The sequence below is a fragment of the Pseudoxanthomonas koreensis genome (assembly GCF_010093225.1).
Taxonomy (GTDB): domain Bacteria; phylum Pseudomonadota; class Gammaproteobacteria; order Xanthomonadales; family Xanthomonadaceae; genus Pseudoxanthomonas; species Pseudoxanthomonas koreensis.
In genome coordinates, this window is the sequence record NZ_PDWM01000018.1 from 30,697 (window position 1) to 45,744 (window position 15,048).

General features: G+C 69.8%; 12 protein-coding genes. 10 read left to right on the plus strand and 2 right to left on the minus strand.

The annotated features are described in order from the left end of the window. The first annotated feature begins 5 nt into the window (after positions 1-5). The 5 genes from rpsD (at position 6) to CSC64_RS07440 (ending at position 4,455) form a co-directional block, all read left to right on the plus strand. The gene (rpsD, locus tag CSC64_RS07420) at positions 6-635 is read left to right on the plus strand and encodes a 30S ribosomal protein S4 (protein WP_162434687.1); all 630 of its coding nucleotides are present in this window, start codon (positions 6-8) and stop codon (positions 633-635) included. 157 nt (positions 636-792) lie between these two features. Next, positions 793-1,791 (plus strand): DNA-directed RNA polymerase subunit alpha, encoded by a 999-nt coding sequence (locus tag CSC64_RS07425; protein ID WP_162434688.1) that lies wholly within the window; start codon positions 793-795, stop codon positions 1,789-1,791. A gap of 188 nt (positions 1,792-1,979) precedes the next feature. Continuing rightward, positions 1,980-2,351: a 50S ribosomal protein L17 gene (rplQ, locus tag CSC64_RS07430; protein WP_162434689.1), complete on the plus strand. Its 372-nt coding sequence runs from the start codon at positions 1,980-1,982 to the stop codon at positions 2,349-2,351. A 152-nt stretch (positions 2,352-2,503) separates the two neighbouring features. After that, on the plus strand, positions 2,504-3,022 hold the full coding sequence (locus tag CSC64_RS07435) for a disulfide bond formation protein B (RefSeq protein ID WP_162434690.1): 519 nt from the start codon (positions 2,504-2,506) through the stop codon (positions 3,020-3,022). Positions 3,023-3,060: 38 nt separating this feature from the next. Next, the gene (locus CSC64_RS07440; protein ID WP_162434691.1) at positions 3,061-4,455 is read left to right on the plus strand and encodes a class II 3-deoxy-7-phosphoheptulonate synthase; all 1,395 of its coding nucleotides are present in this window, start codon (positions 3,061-3,063) and stop codon (positions 4,453-4,455) included. Between the two features lie 39 nt (positions 4,456-4,494). Here CSC64_RS07440 and CSC64_RS07445 read toward each other — a convergent pair whose 3' ends face one another. After that, positions 4,495-6,144 (minus strand): amidase, encoded by a 1,650-nt coding sequence (locus CSC64_RS07445; RefSeq protein WP_162434692.1) that lies wholly within the window; start codon positions 6,142-6,144, stop codon positions 4,495-4,497. An 80-nt stretch (positions 6,145-6,224) separates the two neighbouring features. Then, positions 6,225-8,069: a translational GTPase TypA gene (typA, locus tag CSC64_RS07450; RefSeq protein ID WP_162434693.1), complete on the minus strand. Its 1,845-nt coding sequence runs from the start codon at positions 8,067-8,069 to the stop codon at positions 6,225-6,227. A 142-nt stretch (positions 8,070-8,211) separates the two neighbouring features. Between typA and CSC64_RS07455 the strand changes: the two genes are divergently transcribed. The 5 genes from CSC64_RS07455 to prpE all read left to right on the plus strand — a co-directional run bounded on the left by CSC64_RS07455 (position 8,212) and on the right by prpE (position 15,004). After that, the gene (locus CSC64_RS07455; RefSeq protein ID WP_162434694.1) at positions 8,212-8,706 is read left to right on the plus strand and encodes a peptidylprolyl isomerase; all 495 of its coding nucleotides are present in this window, start codon (positions 8,212-8,214) and stop codon (positions 8,704-8,706) included. A 134-nt stretch (positions 8,707-8,840) separates the two neighbouring features. Then, positions 8,841-9,200 carry a glutaredoxin family protein gene (locus CSC64_RS07460; protein ID WP_162434695.1) on the plus strand — a complete coding sequence of 120 codons (360 nt, stop codon included), beginning with the start codon at positions 8,841-8,843 and terminating at the stop codon, positions 9,198-9,200. Positions 9,201-9,279: 79 nt separating this feature from the next. Then, complete coding sequence (locus CSC64_RS07465) at positions 9,280-10,263, plus strand: malate dehydrogenase (protein WP_162434696.1); 984 nt, start codon at positions 9,280-9,282, stop codon at positions 10,261-10,263. Between the two features lie 190 nt (positions 10,264-10,453). Then, positions 10,454-12,913 (plus strand): S9 family peptidase, encoded by a 2,460-nt coding sequence (locus CSC64_RS07470; RefSeq protein WP_238389803.1) that lies wholly within the window; start codon positions 10,454-10,456, stop codon positions 12,911-12,913. 198 nt (positions 12,914-13,111) lie between these two features. Next, positions 13,112-15,004: a propionate--CoA ligase gene (gene prpE / locus CSC64_RS07475; RefSeq protein ID WP_162434698.1), complete on the plus strand. Its 1,893-nt coding sequence runs from the start codon at positions 13,112-13,114 to the stop codon at positions 15,002-15,004. The last annotated feature ends 44 nt before the right edge of the window (positions 15,005-15,048 follow it).

The following is a 15,048-nucleotide window of genomic DNA, read 5'->3' on the forward strand; positions in this document are numbered from 1 at the left end:
AGACAATGGCTCGTTACATCGGTCCCACCTGTAAGCTCGCGCGCCGCGAAGGCGCCGACCTGTCGCTCAAGAGCCCGGGCCGCGCGCTCGACTCCAAGTGCAAGCTGGAGCAGAAGCCCGGCCAGCACGGCGCCACCGCGCGCAAGGGCAAGCTGTCCGACTACGCCACCCAGCTGCGCGAGAAGCAGAAGGTCAAGCGTATCTACGGCCTGCTGGAGCGCCAGTTCCGCAACTACTACAAGAAGGCCTCGACCAAGAAGGGCAACACCGGCGAGAACCTGCTGCAGCTGCTGGAAACCCGCCTGGACAACGTCGTCTATCGCATGGGTTTCGCGGTGACCCGCCCGTCGGCCCGCCAGTTGGTCAGCCACCGTGGCGTGCTGGTCAACGGCAAGCCGGTGAACCTGCCCTCGTACCAGGTCAAGGCCGGCGACGCGATCGCCCTGTCCGAGAAGGCGCAGAAGCAGTTGCGCGTCCAGGAGGCCCTGACCGTCGCCGAGCAGCACGACATCACCCCGTCGTGGGTCGAGGTCGACTCGAAGAAGTTCGCTGGCGTGTTCAAGGCCGTGCCCGACCGGGCCGACCTGCCGGCTGACATCAACGAAGCGCTGATCGTCGAGTTGTACTCGAAGTAACAGTGGCAGGCTGCCGCGCCCACCCGGGCGCGGCGCCGTATTCCACGCCCCGGCCGGAACGCGTTGCCCCGCCTTCCGGCCGTCCCCGGATGACGGGGCCACAAGCCAGAGCCGGCGGTTCCCCTGATCGTCGGCTCACTGCAGGAGAATCCGCAACATGACGGTTACCGCCAACCAGGTCCTGCGTCCCCGCGGACCGCAGATCGAACGCCTCACCGACAATCGCGCCAAGATCGTGATCGAACCGCTCGAGCGTGGCTACGGCCACACCCTGGGCAACGCGCTGCGCCGCGTCCTGCTGTCCTCGATCCCCGGCTTCGCGATCACCGAGGTCGAGATCGACGGCGTGCTGCACGAGTACACCACGGTCGAAGGCCTGCAGGAGGACGTGCTGGAAGTCCTGCTGAACCTGAAGGACGTCGCCATCCGCATGCACAACGGCGACAGCTCCACCCTGACCCTGTCCAGGCAGGGCCCGGGCGTGGTCACCGCCGGCGACATCAAGACCGACCACAACGTCGAGATCCTCAACGTCGACCACGTGATCTGCCACCTGACCAAGGACACGGCGCTGAACATGCGCCTGAAGATCGAGCGCGGCTTCGGCTACCAGCCGGCCACCTCGCGCCGCCATCCGGACGAAGAGACCCGTGCGATCGGCCGCCTGGTGCTGGACGCCTCGTTCTCGCCGGTCCGCCGCGTCGCCTACGCGGTGGAAGCCGCGCGCGTCGAGCAGCGCACCGACCTGGACAAGCTGGTCCTGGACATCGAGACCAACGGCACGATCGACGCCGAGGAGGCCGTGCGCACCGCTGCCGACATCCTCAGCGACCAGCTGTCGGTGTTCGGCGATTTCACCCACCGCGATCGTGGCGCCGCCAAGGCGGCCCCGACCGGCGTGGATCCGGTGCTGCTGCGTCCGATCGACGACCTCGAGCTGACCGTGCGTTCGGCCAACTGCCTCAAGGCCGAGAGCATCTACTACATCGGCGACCTGATCCAGAAGACCGAGGTCGAGCTGCTCAAGACCCCGAACCTGGGCAAGAAGTCGCTCACCGAGATCAAGGAAGTCCTCGCCCAGCGCGGCCTGTCCCTCGGCATGAAGCTCGAGAACTGGCCGCCGGCCGGCGTTGCCGCCCACGGCATGCTTGGCTAAGAGAAGCGACACCGTTCCCGCATCCACCGCGATGCGGGAGCGTCAAAGCGCCGACGGGCCCTCAGGCCCGCGGCGACTCCCCGGCAAGGGAACGCCGGATCGGGCCAGCGCAGTCCAAAGCTCCAGCGCCAGGATGGCGACAGCGAACCACAACGATCCACCATTGAATCGATAAAGGACACACCGTCATGCGCCACCAGAAAGCCGGCCGCAAGTTCAGCCGCACCAGTGCCCACCGCGAAGCGATGTTCAAGAACATGGCCGCCTCGCTGTTCAAGCACGAACTGATCAAGACCACCCTGCCCAAGGCCAAGGAACTGCGCCGCGTCGCCGAGCCGCTGATCACCCTGGGCAAGGTCGACAGCGTCGCCAACCGCCGCCTGGCCTTCGCGCGCCTGCGCGACAAGGAAGCGGTGGGCAACCTGTTCACCGTACTGGGCCCGCGCTACCAGGCCCGCCCGGGCGGCTACCTGCGCATCCTCAAGTGCGGTTTCCGCGCCGGCGACAACGCGCCGATGGCGTACGTCGAGCTGGTCGACCGCCCGCAGGCGGCCGAGTAAGCCACGCCGGCCGCCCTGTGGCGGCAACGTGAACGGAAACCCCGGCCCGCGCCGGGGTTTTCCGTTTCAGGCGCCACCATCGCTACGCGCGGGGGCCGCGGATGCGGAATAATCGACCGCATCCTTCCACTGTCCCCGGGTCCGACCCGCCGATGAATCCCTTCCGCTGGAGTTTCCGCGCGCAGTTCCTCGCCGGCTTCCTCGGCTGCGCCGCGCTGCTGTCCTACGCGATCTACACCCAGCTCTACCAGGGCCTGGAGCCGTGCCCGCTGTGCATCTTCCAGCGCATGGCCTATGCGGCGCTGGCAGTGGTGTTCCTGATTGGCGGCCTGCATGCGCCACGGGCCATGGGCGGGCGGCGCTTCTACGGTGGCCTGGTCGCGCTGGCCTCGCTGGTTGGCATCGGCATCGCCGGTCGCCACGTCTGGCTGCAGCTGCTGCCCAAGGGCACCGCGCCTTCGTGCGGGCCGCCTCTCTCGTTCCTGCAGGAGACGCTGGGCCCGATGGAACTTGTGCGCAAGGTGCTCACCGGCACCGGCGACTGCGGCACCGTCGACTGGACCCTGTTCGGCCTGAGCATGCCGGTGTGGAGCCTGATCGGCTTCGTGCTGCTGGCGGGCTGGGGCCTGTACGCCGCGTTCAGGCGGCGCAAGGGCCGCAACCGGCTCTGACCGGCAACGCATTCCGTTATCCCCCACACGAGTCCCCCATGAGCACGCCCGAACGCACCCTGCATCCCGTCACGCTCGCCGAAGGCTGGTCGCCGGAAAGCTGGCGCGGCAAGCCGGCGTTGCAGTTGCCGCAGTACCCGGATGCCGGCGCCCTGGAGGCGGCCCTTGCCGAGCTGCGCCAGCTGCCGCCACTGGTGACCTCGTGGGAGATCTTCGCACTGAAGAAGCAGATCGCCGAGGCACAGGAAGGCAAGCGCTTCCTGCTTCAGGGCGGCGACTGCGCCGAGAACTTCGCCGACTGCGAGTCGGGCACCATTTCCAACCGGCTCAAGGTGCTGCTGCAGATGAGCCTGGTGCTGGTCCACGGCCTGCGCCTGCCGGTGGTTCGCGTGGGCCGCTTCGCCGGCCAGTACGCCAAGCCGCGCTCGGCCGACATGGAGACGCGCGGCGAGGTCAGCCTGCCCAGCTACCGCGGCGACGTGGTCAACGGGCCGGAGTTCACCGCCGCCGCGCGCGTGCCCGATCCGCGGCGCATGCTCACCGCGCACGCGCGTTCGGCGATGACCATGAACTTTGTCCGCGCGCTGATCGACGGCGGCTTCGCCGACCTGCACCACCCCGAGTACTGGAACCTGAGCTGGGTCGGCTGCTCGCCGCTGGCCGAGGACTACCAGGAGATGGTGAATTCGATCGGCGATGCGGTGCGCTTCATGGAGACGCTGGCCGGCGCGGAGGTCCACAACCTCAACCGGATCGACTTCTACACCTCGCACGAGGCGCTGCTGCTGCCGTACGAAGCCGCGCTGACCCGGCAGGTGCCCAGGCAGTGGGGCTGGTTCAACCTGTCCACGCACTATCCCTGGATCGGCATGCGCACCGCGGCGCTGGACGGGGCGCACGTGGAGTATTTCCGCGGCATCCGCAACCCGATCGCGATCAAGGTCGGACCGTCGGTGCAGCCGGACCAGCTGCTGCGCCTGATGGATGCGCTCAACCCGGATGACGAGCCGGGCCGGCTGACTTTCATCCACCGCATGGGCGCGGGCCAGGTCGCCGAGAGGCTGCCGCCGCTGCTGGAGGCGGTGCGCCGCGACGGCCGCCGCGTGCTGTGGGTGTGCGACGCCATGCACGGCAATACCGAGAGCACCACCAACGGCTACAAGACCCGGCGCTTCGCCAACATCCTGGCCGAGGTGGAGCAGTCGTTCGACCTGCACGCGGCCGCGGGCACGCGCCTGGGGGGCGTGCACCTGGAGCTGACCGGCGAGGACGTCACCGAATGCACCGGCGGCGCGCGCGAACTGACCGAGGCGGACCTGGAGCGGGCTTACCGTTCCAGCGTGGACCCGCGGCTGAACTACGAGCAGTCGCTGGAGATCGCGATGGCGATCGTGCGCAAGCAGGGCCAGCGCAAGGGCGACGCGCGGGCCTGAGGCCGCGGGACGCCGCACGGGCGTCCGCCATGGCTGGCTTCAATGCGCCGCGTGCGCCGGCGCGCCTGCCGCCGCCGGCGACTCGACGCTGGCGCGGAACGTGGGCGGGCGGCGCGCGCGGGTGAGCTGCTCGTAGGCGTGGCCGATCCGCAGCAGCCGCGCCTCGCTCCAGGCCGGGCCGATGAACACCAGTCCGAGCGGCAACCCGTTGCTGTGGCCCATCGGCACGGTCAGCGCCGGATAGCCGGCGACCGCCGCGGCGCCGTAGCCGTCGCCGGGGAAGGTGTCGCCATGCGCGGGATCCAGCGGCCAGGCGACGCCGGTGGTGGGCGCCACCAGCACGTCCAGTTGTTGCGCCCGCAGCGCCGCATCGATGCCTTCGGGGCCGGCCAGCCGGCGCGCGCGCGTGCGCGCCGCGATGTACGCCGGCGAGGCCAGGCCCGGGCGCGTTGCGGCCTGTTCGAACAGTTCCTGGCCGAACAGCGGCATGACCCGGTTGGCGTGGCGCCGGTTCCAGTCGATCAGTTCGCCCAGGTTGCGCAGCGGCGCCTGGCGCCGGCCCAGGTAGCGCTCCAGCGATGGGCCGAACTCGGACAGCAGTACCTCGCGCTCGTCGGCGTCCCACTGGCCCTCGGTGGGGATCCGGGCCTGGACCACGATCGCGCCGGCCTCGCGCAGGGCCGCGACGGCGCGCGTGGTCGCCGCGGCCACTTCCGGCGAGATCGCCAGCTTGTCCTGCAGCAGGCCGATGCGCACGCCACGCAGGCTGCTGTCGCGCAGGCGCGCGGCGTAGTCGAAGGTGGTGAGCGCGCTGTTGTCGGCGGTGGCCGGGTCGGCCGGGTCGCGGCCGGCGATGGCGGCCAGCAGCAGCGCGGCGTCCTCGACGGTGCGGGTCATCGGGCCGGCGGTGTCCTGGCTGCTGGAGATCGGCACGATGCCGTCGCGGCTGACCAGGCCGACCGTCGGCTTGAGCCCGACCAGCCCGTTCACCGCCGCCGGGCAGAGAATGCTGCCATCGGTCTCGGTGCCGATGCCGACCGCGCCCAGGTTGGCCGCCACCGCCACCGCGGTGCCGGAACTGGAGCCGCAGGGCGACCGGTCCAGGGCGTAGGGGTTGCGGGTCTGGCCGCGCACCGAACTCCAGCCGGAGGTGGAACGGGTGGAGCGGAAGTTCGCCCATTCGCTCAGGTTGGTCTTGCCCAGGATCACCGCGCCGGCCTCGCGCAGCCGGCTCACCAGGAAGGCGTCGGTGCCCGGGCGGAAGTCGGCCAGGGCCAGCGAGCCGGCACTGGTGGCCATGGGCGCGGCGTCGATGTTGTCCTTGAGCAGGACCGGGATGCCGTGCAGCGGCCCGCGCACGCGGCCGGCGGCGCGCTCGGCATCCAGCGTGCTGGCCTCGCTGCGCGCGAGCGGGTTGAGTTCGATGATGGCGTTGAGCCGGGGCCCGTTGCGGTCCAGGGCGATGATCCGCGCCAGGTAGGCCTGGACCAGCGCATGGCTGCTGGTCTCGCCGCGCTCCATCGCCGCCTGCAGTTCCGCGATGTCGGCTTCGGCGTAGGGGAAGGCGGCTGCCGCGGCGGGCGCGACGGCTGCCTGCGCCGGCGGCGCCGGCACGGCAGGATCCTCGCGGCGGCAACCCGCTGCGCCTGTGCACAGCAGCGCGACCGCCAGCAGTGCGAGCAGACGCATGCCTTGCTTCCCCACGGCGACGGGGCCGAGGCTACCGCCGGTGGCGGCGGTTGGCAAACCGCCGCGGGGAGGGATGGTGCTCAGGCGGCGCGCGAGGCGCGCTTGCGGTCGGTTTCGGAGCGGAACTTCTTGCGCAGGCGGATCTGCTGCGGGGTGACCTCGACCAGTTCGTCGTCGTCGATGAACTCCAGCGCCTGTTCCAGCGACAGCTTGACCGGCGGGATCAGGCCTTCGTCGTCGTCCTTGCCGGCGGCGCGGAAGTTGGTCAGCTGCTTGCCGCGCAGCGCGTTGACGGTCAGGTCGTTGTCCTTGGAATGGATGCCGACGATCTGGCCCTCGTAGATCTCCTCGCCCGGCTCGATCATCAGCCGGCCGCGCTCCTGCATCGCCATCTGCGCGTAGGCGGGCGACGGGCCGGTGCCGTTGGAGATCAGCACGCCATTCTGGCGCTGGCCGATGCTGCCGTCGGCCTTCGGGCCGTAGTGGTCGAACACGTGGAACAGCAGGCCGGTGCCGGCGGTGAGGGTGCGGAACTCGGTCTGGAAGCCGATCAGCCCGCGCGCCGGGATGATGAACTCCAGGCGCACGCGGCCCTTGCCGTCCGGTTCCATGTTCTGCAGCAGCGCCTTGCGCTCGCCGAGGCGGCCCATCACGCCGCCCTGGTATTGCTCGTCCAGGTCGACCACGAGCTGCTCGTACGGCTCCTGCATGGTGCCGTCGATCTCCTTGACGATCACTTCCGGGCGCGACACGGCCAGTTCGTAGCCCTCGCGGCGCATGGTCTCGATCAGGATCGACAGGTGCAGTTCGCCGCGGCCGCTGACCTTGAACTTGTCGGCGTCCTCGGTGTCCTCGACCTTCAGCGCCACGTTGTGCTGGGTCTCGCGGGTCAGGCGGTCGCGCAGCTGGCGACTGGTGAGGAACTTGCCGCCGCTGCGGTCCTTAACCCCGGCGAACGGCGAATCGTTGACCTGGAAGGTCATGCTGATGGTCGGCTCGTCCACGGTGAGCGCCGGCAGCTGCTCGACCGCGGAGGTGTCGCAGATGGTGTCGGAGATGCCCAGCGCCTCGATGCCGGAGATGGCAATAATGTCGCCGGCCTGCGCTTCCTTGACCTCGTGCCGTTCCAGGCCGTGGAAGCCCAGCACCTGCAGCACCTTGCCGTTGCGGGTCTTGCCCTCGCGGTCCATCACCGTGACCGGCATGTTGGTGCGGATCGTGCCGCGCTGCACCCGGCCGACACCGATGATGCCGACGTAGTTGTTGTAGTCCAGCGAGGTGATGCGCATCTGGAACGGGCCTTCCAGGTCCACCGGCGGCGGCGGGACATGGTTCACGATCGCCTGGAACAGCGGGGTCATGTCGCCCGAGCGCACGTCCTCGGTCAGGCCGGCGTAGCCGTTCAGGCCGGAGGCGTACACGACCTGGAAATCGAGTTGCTCGTCGGTGGCGCCGAGGCGGTCGAACAGGTCGAAGGTCTGGTTGAGCACCCAGTCCGGGCGCGCGCCGGGGCGGTCGACCTTGTTGATCACCACGATCGGCTTGAAACCCATCGCGAAGGCCTTCTGGGTGACGAAGCGGGTCTGCGGCATCGGGCCGTCCATCGCGTCGACCAGGATCAGCACCGAGTCGACCATCGACAGCACGCGCTCGACCTCGCCGCCGAAGTCGGCGTGGCCGGGGGTGTCGACGATGTTGATGCGGTATTCCTCGCCCTCGGGCGAAGTCCAGCGGATCGCGGTGTTCTTGGACAGGATCGTGATGCCACGTTCCTTTTCCAGGTCGTTGCTGTCCATCACGCGCTCGCCGACCTGCGCACGCTCGCTGAAGGTGCCGGACTGCTTGAGCAGCTGGTCGACCAGGGTGGTCTTGCCGTGGTCGACGTGGGCGACGATGGCGATGTTGCGCAGGTTCTGGATGGACATGGATTCTGGGATCGGATCGCGTGGGATCGAAAAAGCGCACCCGGATACCCCCTTCGAAGGGGCAGGGCGCGAGGGGTGGACGGAAGGAAGCGCGCTATTATAGCCGGTCAACCGCCCGGTCCGGGCACCTGGAGCTGAATACATGAGCCTGATCGCCACCTTCGACACCGCCCGCGGCCCGATCCGGGTCGAGCTGCTGCCCGAGAAGGCGCCGCTGACCGTGGCCAATTTCGTCAACCTGGCCAGGCGCGGCTTCTACGACGGCCTGAATTTCCACCGGGTGATCCCGGATTTCATGGTCCAGGGCGGCTGCCCGGAAGGTTCCGGCCGCGGTGGCCCGGGCTACCGCTTCGAGGACGAGACCGGCAATGGCGTGGCCCACGAGCGCGGCGTGCTGTCCATGGCCAACGCCGGCCCGAACACCAATGGCAGCCAGTTCTTCATCACCCACGTGGCTACCCCGTGGCTGGACGGGCGCCATACCGTGTTCGGCAAGGTGGTCGAGGGCCTGGACGTGGTCGATGCCGTCGCCCAGGGTGATGCGATCAACTCGGTGAAGATCGAGGGCGATGCCGAGGCGGTGCTGGCGGCCAAGGCCGACCGCGTCGCCGAGTGGAACCGCCACCTCAGCGCCTGATCCTCGCAGGCAGGGCCGGCCGTGCGGCCGGCCCGCGGCGCAGCGGACTGTTGCAGCCATGGGGGGCGCCGGTCGGCAAGGGGGCGGATGGTAGAATCGCCGGCTCCCGACGACCGGCTCGCGACGACGGACCCATGCGCATCCTCGGCTTCCTGATGATCCTCGGCCTGGCCGGCGGCCTGTTCGCCTGGTGGTCGAAGGCCCGCGTGCCGGAACTGCATCCCGACGACCCGCGCCTGGCCACCGGCGAGCAGGGCATCGTGATGCTCGCCGCGGAGTGGTGCGGCTACTGCAGGAAACAGCAGGGCGATTTCGAGCGCGCCGGCGTGCGCTACCGCGTCCTCGACATCGACCAGGACGACGGCGATCGGGCGATGCGCGCACTGGGTACCCGTGGCGTACCGGTGACCGTGATCGGCCAGGCGGTGGTCCGCGGCTACGACACCGCCGCATTGGACCAAAGACTGGGTCCGCTGGGCTACGACGTCTATTAACCTGCGCGGCAGCGCCGGCCCGCGCCGGCCCCGCCACGCACCCCCGTTTCCGCAACACCCAACGAAGGACATCCCCACGATGAAGACCCCCGTTCGAGTTGCCGTCACCGGCGCGGCCGGCCAGATCGGCTACGCCCTGCTGTTCCGCATCGCCTCCGGCGAGATGCTGGGCAAGGACCAGCCGGTGATCCTGCAGCTGCTGGAACTGCCGCTGGACAAGGCCCAGGCCGCGCTGAAGGGCGTGATCATGGAGCTGGAGGACTGCGCGTTTCCGCTGCTGGCCGGCATCGTCGGCACCGACGACCCGGAAGTGGCGTTCAAGGACGCCGACGTGGCCCTGCTGGTCGGCGCGCGTCCGCGCGGCCCGGGCATGGAGCGCAAGGATCTGCTGCTGGAGAACGCGAAGATCTTCACCGCCCAGGGCGCGGCGCTGAACAAGGTCGCCAGCCGCGACGTCAAGGTGCTGGTGGTCGGCAACCCGGCCAACACCAATGCCTACATCGCGATGAAGTCCGCGCCGGACCTCAAGCCCGAAAACTTCACCGCGATGCTGCGCCTGGACCACAACCGCGCGCTGAGCCAGCTGGCCAGCAAGGCCGGCGTGGCCGTGGGCGATATCGAGAAGCTGGTGGTGTGGGGCAACCACAGCCCGACCATGTACCCGGACTACCGTTTCGCCACCGCCGGCGGCGTGTCGCTGAAGGACAAGATCGACGACGCCGACTGGAACGCCAACGAATTCATCCCGAAGGTGGGCAAGCGCGGCGCCGCGATCATCGAGGCGCGCGGCCTGTCCTCGGCCGCCTCGGCCGCCAATGCCGCCATCGACCACGTCCGCGACTGGGTGCTGGGCAGCAACGGCAAGTGGGTGACGATGGGCGTGCCGTCCGACGGTTCCTACGGCATCCCCGAGGGCGTGATCTTCGGCGTGGCGGTGACCACCGAGAACGGCAAGTACACCCGGATCAAGGACCTGCCGGTCGACGCCTTCAGCCAGGCCGCGATCGACAAGACTTTGGCCGAGCTGGAAGAAGAGCGCGCCGGCGTGGCGCACCTGCTCTGATCCACGGCGGTATGCGATGCGAAAGGGGCGGCTTCGGCCGCCCCTTTCCGTTTGCGGCATCGTCATGACCGATGGCACATGCGGCGATTCCGGCCCGGAAGCCGATGTTTTCCCGTGTTACGTTCGCCGCATCCTTCAACTGCGGTGGAGACGTGGCATGCGCGTGAGTGGGCGGATCCTGGGAGTGTCGATGCTGGCTGGCAGCGCGTTCGCGCTGTCCGCGCAGGCGGCCGATGACGCGGGTTACCGCCAGCCGCCCGAGCCGCTGCTGGGCGTGCTGCGCGCACCACTCAACCCCTCGCCTTCGATCGACCCGACCGGCACCACCGCGCTGCTGGTGCGGCAATCGCTGTACCCGCCGGTCGAACGCGTCGCCGAGCCCTACCTGAAACTGGCCGGCGTGCGCGTGGAGCCGCGCAACCACAGCCGCCACGACCGCGCCAACGGCTACGGCATCCGCACCTGCCTGGACGGCTTCAGCCTGCTCGACCTGGCCAGCGGCCGCGAAACAGGGGTGGCGCTGCCAGCCGGCGCCTGTCCGGGCCTGCCGACATGGTCGCCGGACGGGCGCGGCTTCGCCTTCGACAACACCACCGATGCCGGGGTGGAACTGTGGGTCGGCGACGCCCGCGACGGCCGCGTGCGCCGGATCGAGGGCGTGCAGCTCAACACGCTCCTGGGCAGCGACGTGCAATGGCTGGGCGCCAGGCACGAGTTGCTGGTCAAGCTGGTCCCGGCCGACCTCGGCCCGATGCCGCAGAAGGCCGCGGTGCCGCCCGGCCCGGAGATGAAGGAAGCCATCGGCGGCAAGGGCGAGAGCAGCACCTACGAGGCGCGCGACACGCTCTCCAGCCCGGAGGACGAGGCGCTGTTCGACCATTTCGCCACTGCGCAACTGGCCACGGTCGACGTGGCCTCGGGCAAGGTCGCCAGGGTCGGCCCGCCGGCGGTGTACGCCAGCGTCGCCGTCGCGCCCGACGGCCGCCACGTGCGCGTGCAGAAGCTCAAGCGCCCGTATTCCTACGTGACCACCTACAACCGCTTCGCCCACGACATGCTGGTGCTCGACCTGGCCGACGGCAGCAGCCGCGTGCTTGCCAGCCTGCCGGTGGCCGATCGGGTGCCGGTGCGCGGCGTGCCGACCGGCCCGCGCAGCTACGGCTGGCGCGCCAACCAGCCGGCCACCCTGGTCTGGGCCGAGGCACTGGACGGCGGCGACTGGAAGACCGAGGTGCCGGCGCGCGACCGCCTGCTGACCCTGGCCGCGCCGTTTACCGGCAAGCCGAAGGAGTTCGCGCGCACGAAGCAGCGCTACGCCGGCCTGGCCTGGTTCGAGCGCGGCGGCGCCGCGCTGCTCAACGAATACGACGCCAACCGCAACTGGCGCACCACCACCCTGGTCGATGCCGACAAGGCCGGCGACAAGGGCCGCGTGCTGTGGGACCTGTCCACCGACGAGCTGTACGCCGATCCGGGTTCGCCGCGGTTCCACACCCTGGCCAACGGCGCGGCGGTGCTGCTGCAGCGGGATGGTGCGCTGTTCCTCTCCGGCGCCGGCGCCTCGCCGCAGGGCAATCGCCCGTTCCTCGACCGCTACGACCTGGCCAGCGGCACAAGCACGCGCCTGTTCCGCAGCGCACCGGATGCGCTGGAGTCGTTCGTCGACTTCGCTGGCGGCGATACCGCCCGGCTGCTGACCTGGCACCAGTCGCCGTCCGATCCGCCGAACCTGTTCCTGCGCACGCTGGGCCAGGCGCAGGCCGATGCCGCCGCCGGCGAGGCCGCCTACGCCTCCACCCCGGTCACGGTGACCCGTTTCCCCGACCCGGCGCCGCTGGTGCGCGGGGTGAAGAAGCGCCTGGTGACCTACAAGCGCAAGGACGGCGTGGACCTGTCGTTCACCCTGTACACGCCGCCCGGCTACCAGGAAGGCACGCGCATCCCCGCGATCCTGTACGCCTATCCGGCCGACTACGCCGACCCGTCCAAGGCCGGGCAGGTGAGCGGTTCGGAGCAGACCTTCACCCGCCTCACCGGCTACCGGCTGATGCTGCTGGCCGGCTACGCGATCATCGACAACGCCTCGTTCCCGATCGTCGGCGATCCGAAGACCGCCTACGACACCTACCTGGAGCAGCTGGTCGCCGACGCGCAGGCGGCGGTGGACAAGGCGGTGGAGCTGGGCGTGGTCGACCGCGACCGGATCGGCGTCACCGGCCACAGCCACGGCGCGCTGATGACCGCCAACCTGCTGGCCCATACCGACCTGTTCCGCGCCGGCGTGGCCTCCAGCGGCGGCTACAACAAGACCCTGACCCCGTTCGGCTTCCAGAACGAACGCCGCTCGTTCTGGGACGCGCGCGAGGTGTACGACCAGGCCTCCGCCTTCTTCCACGCCGACAGGATCAACGAGCCGCTGCTGATCGTGCACGGCAGCGACGACGCCAACCCCGGCACCGAGCCGACCCAGTCGCCGCGCCTGTTCCAGGCGATCCGCGGCAACGGCGGCACCACCCGGCTGGTGATGCTGCCGTTCGAGCCGCACTGGTACGCCGCGCAGGAGTCCAACGAGCATTTCGTCGCCGAGATGCTGGCCTGGTTCGACCGTTACGTGAAGGAAGCGCCGGCGCAGCAGCCCGCTGCCCGCTGAGCCATCGCCGTGGTCCCGGCGCGGACCACGACGCCTTCCGCCGCGCCCGCATTGACGAGCCCGATCAACCTTTCGGGCGTGGGAATGCCGCTGGATCCGGTGTTTTCCCGGTCCGGCGGGCGGATTTTCGACCAAGGTCTTAACGCGGCCCGCCCGGCCCGGGTCTAGCCTTCAGGCTAGCTACCGGGAGGGCAGGCGATGCGTTACGAAGACTTCCACCGGCGTTCGATCGAGGAGCCGGAAGCGTTCTGGGCCGAGGCCGCGCAGGCCATCGACTGGCACACCCCGCCGCAGCGCATCCTCGACTACGACAATCCGCCGTTCCGGCGCTGGTTCGTCGGCGGCACCACCAACCTGTGCCACAACGCGGTCGACCGCCACCTGGCCGAGCGTGGCGACCAGCTCGCCCTGGTCGGCTGGTCCAGCGAGACTGGCAGCGTGTGCGAGCTGACCTTCCGCCAGCTGCACCGCGAGGTGAACACCTTCGCCGCCGCGCTGCAGTCGCTGGGCGTGGACACCGGCGACCGGGTGGTGGTGTACATGCCGCACACCGTGGACGCGGCCATCGCCATGCTCGCCTGCGCGCGCATCGGCGCGGTGCACTCGGTGGTGTTCGGTGGCTTCGCCTCGCACAACCTGGCGCTGCGCATCGACGATGCGAAGCCGAAGGTGCTGGTCTGTGCCGACGCCGGCATGCGCGGCGGCAAGGTGATCCCGTTCAAGCCGATGGTGGACGAGGCGCTGGCGCTGTCGGCGCATCCGCCGGTGCACGTGCTGGTGGTCAACCGCGGCCTAGCGGGCGAGTTGCCGATGCAGCAGGGCCGCGACCTGGAGTACGGCCCGCTGCGCCAGGCCCATGCCGACGCCGAAGTGCCCGTGGCATGGCTGGAAGCCAACGCGCCCAGCTACATCCTCTACACCTCCGGCACCACCGGCAAGCCCAAGGGCGTGCAGCGCGACGTCGGCGGCTACGCGGTGGCACTGGCGCTGTCGATGTGGTCGATCTACGACATCCGCGCCGGCCAGGTGATGTTCTCCACCTCCGACATCGGCTGGGTGGTGGGCCATTCCTACAACGTGTATGGCCCGCTGATCGCCGGCGCCACCTCGATCCTCTACGAAGGCCTGCCGACGTCGCCCGACCCGGGCATCTGGTGGAAGATCTGCGAGCGCTACGGCGTGCGCACCATGTTCTCCTCGCCCACCGCGGTGCGCGTGCTGAAGAAGCAGGACCCGGAATGGCTGCGCCGGCACGACCTGTCGAAGCTGCAATACCTGTTCCTGGCCGGCGAACCGCTGGACGAGCCGACCGCCGACTGGATCGCCGGCGCGCTCGGCAAGACCGTGATCGACAACTACTGGCAGACCGAGACCGGCTGGCCGGTGCTGACCCTGATGCCCGGGGTCGAGATGAAGCCGGTGAAGCTCGGCTCGCCGGGCCTGCCCGCACCGGGCTACCGCCTGCGCGTGATCGACGAGAACACCGGGCGCGACTGCGGCCCCGGCGAGAAGGGCGTGCTGGCGATCCAGCCGCCGCTGCCGCCGGGCTGCCTGACCACGGTGTGGGGCAACGACGAGCGCTTCATCGCCAGCTACTTCAGCCATTTCAAGGAGCTGCTGTACAGCTCGCTGGACTGGGCGATCCGCGACGAGGACGGCTACGCCTTCATCCTCGGCCGCACCGACGACGTGATCAACGTGGCCGGCCACCGCCTGGGCACGCGCGAGATCGAGGAATCGGTATCCAGCCATCCGGCCGTGGCCGAGGCGGCGGTGATCGGCGTGCACGACGAACTGAAGGGGCAGGTGCCGGTGGTGTTCGCCACGCTCAAGCGCAGCGACGGCGATGCGGCCGAGTCCGCCGCGCAGATGATGCGCACCGTGACCGAGCAGCTCGGCGCGGTGGCGCGGCCGTCACGGGTGTACGTGGTCAACGCGCTGCCGAAGACGCGTTCGGGCAAGCTGCTGCGGCGTTCGCTGCAGGCGCTGGCCGAGCAGCGCGACCCGGGCGACCTGTCCACGCTGGACGATCCCAACGCGCTGGAGGAAGTGAAGCGCGCGCTGGAGCGGGGCGCGGACGCGGGCGGCTGAGCGGGCCGGTGCAGAAGGACTTGGCAAGCCAGCAGGGGCCGGTG

Bases quoted from the DNA above. Each gene is read 5' to 3' on its own strand.
- rpsD (WP_162434687.1), top strand. From the start codon at position 6: ATGGCTCGTTACATCGGTCCCACCTGTAAGCTCGCGCGCCGCGAAGGC.
- CSC64_RS07425 (WP_162434688.1), top strand. From the start codon at position 793: ATGACGGTTACCGCCAACCAGGTCCTGCGTCCCCGCGGACCGCAGATC.
- rplQ (WP_162434689.1), top strand. From the start codon at position 1,980: ATGCGCCACCAGAAAGCCGGCCGCAAGTTCAGCCGCACCAGTGCCCAC.
- CSC64_RS07435 (WP_162434690.1), top strand. From the start codon at position 2,504: ATGAATCCCTTCCGCTGGAGTTTCCGCGCGCAGTTCCTCGCCGGCTTC.
- CSC64_RS07440 (WP_162434691.1), top strand. From the start codon at position 3,061: ATGAGCACGCCCGAACGCACCCTGCATCCCGTCACGCTCGCCGAAGGC.
- CSC64_RS07445 (WP_162434692.1), bottom strand. From the start codon at position 6,144: ATGCGTCTGCTCGCACTGCTGGCGGTCGCGCTGCTGTGCACAGGCGCA.
- typA (WP_162434693.1), bottom strand. From the start codon at position 8,069: ATGTCCATCCAGAACCTGCGCAACATCGCCATCGTCGCCCACGTCGAC.
- CSC64_RS07455 (WP_162434694.1), top strand. From the start codon at position 8,212: ATGAGCCTGATCGCCACCTTCGACACCGCCCGCGGCCCGATCCGGGTC.
- CSC64_RS07460 (WP_162434695.1), top strand. From the start codon at position 8,841: ATGCGCATCCTCGGCTTCCTGATGATCCTCGGCCTGGCCGGCGGCCTG.
- CSC64_RS07465 (WP_162434696.1), top strand. From the start codon at position 9,280: ATGAAGACCCCCGTTCGAGTTGCCGTCACCGGCGCGGCCGGCCAGATC.
- CSC64_RS07470 (WP_238389803.1), top strand. From the start codon at position 10,454: ATGCTGGCTGGCAGCGCGTTCGCGCTGTCCGCGCAGGCGGCCGATGAC.
- prpE (WP_162434698.1), top strand. From the start codon at position 13,112: ATGCGTTACGAAGACTTCCACCGGCGTTCGATCGAGGAGCCGGAAGCG.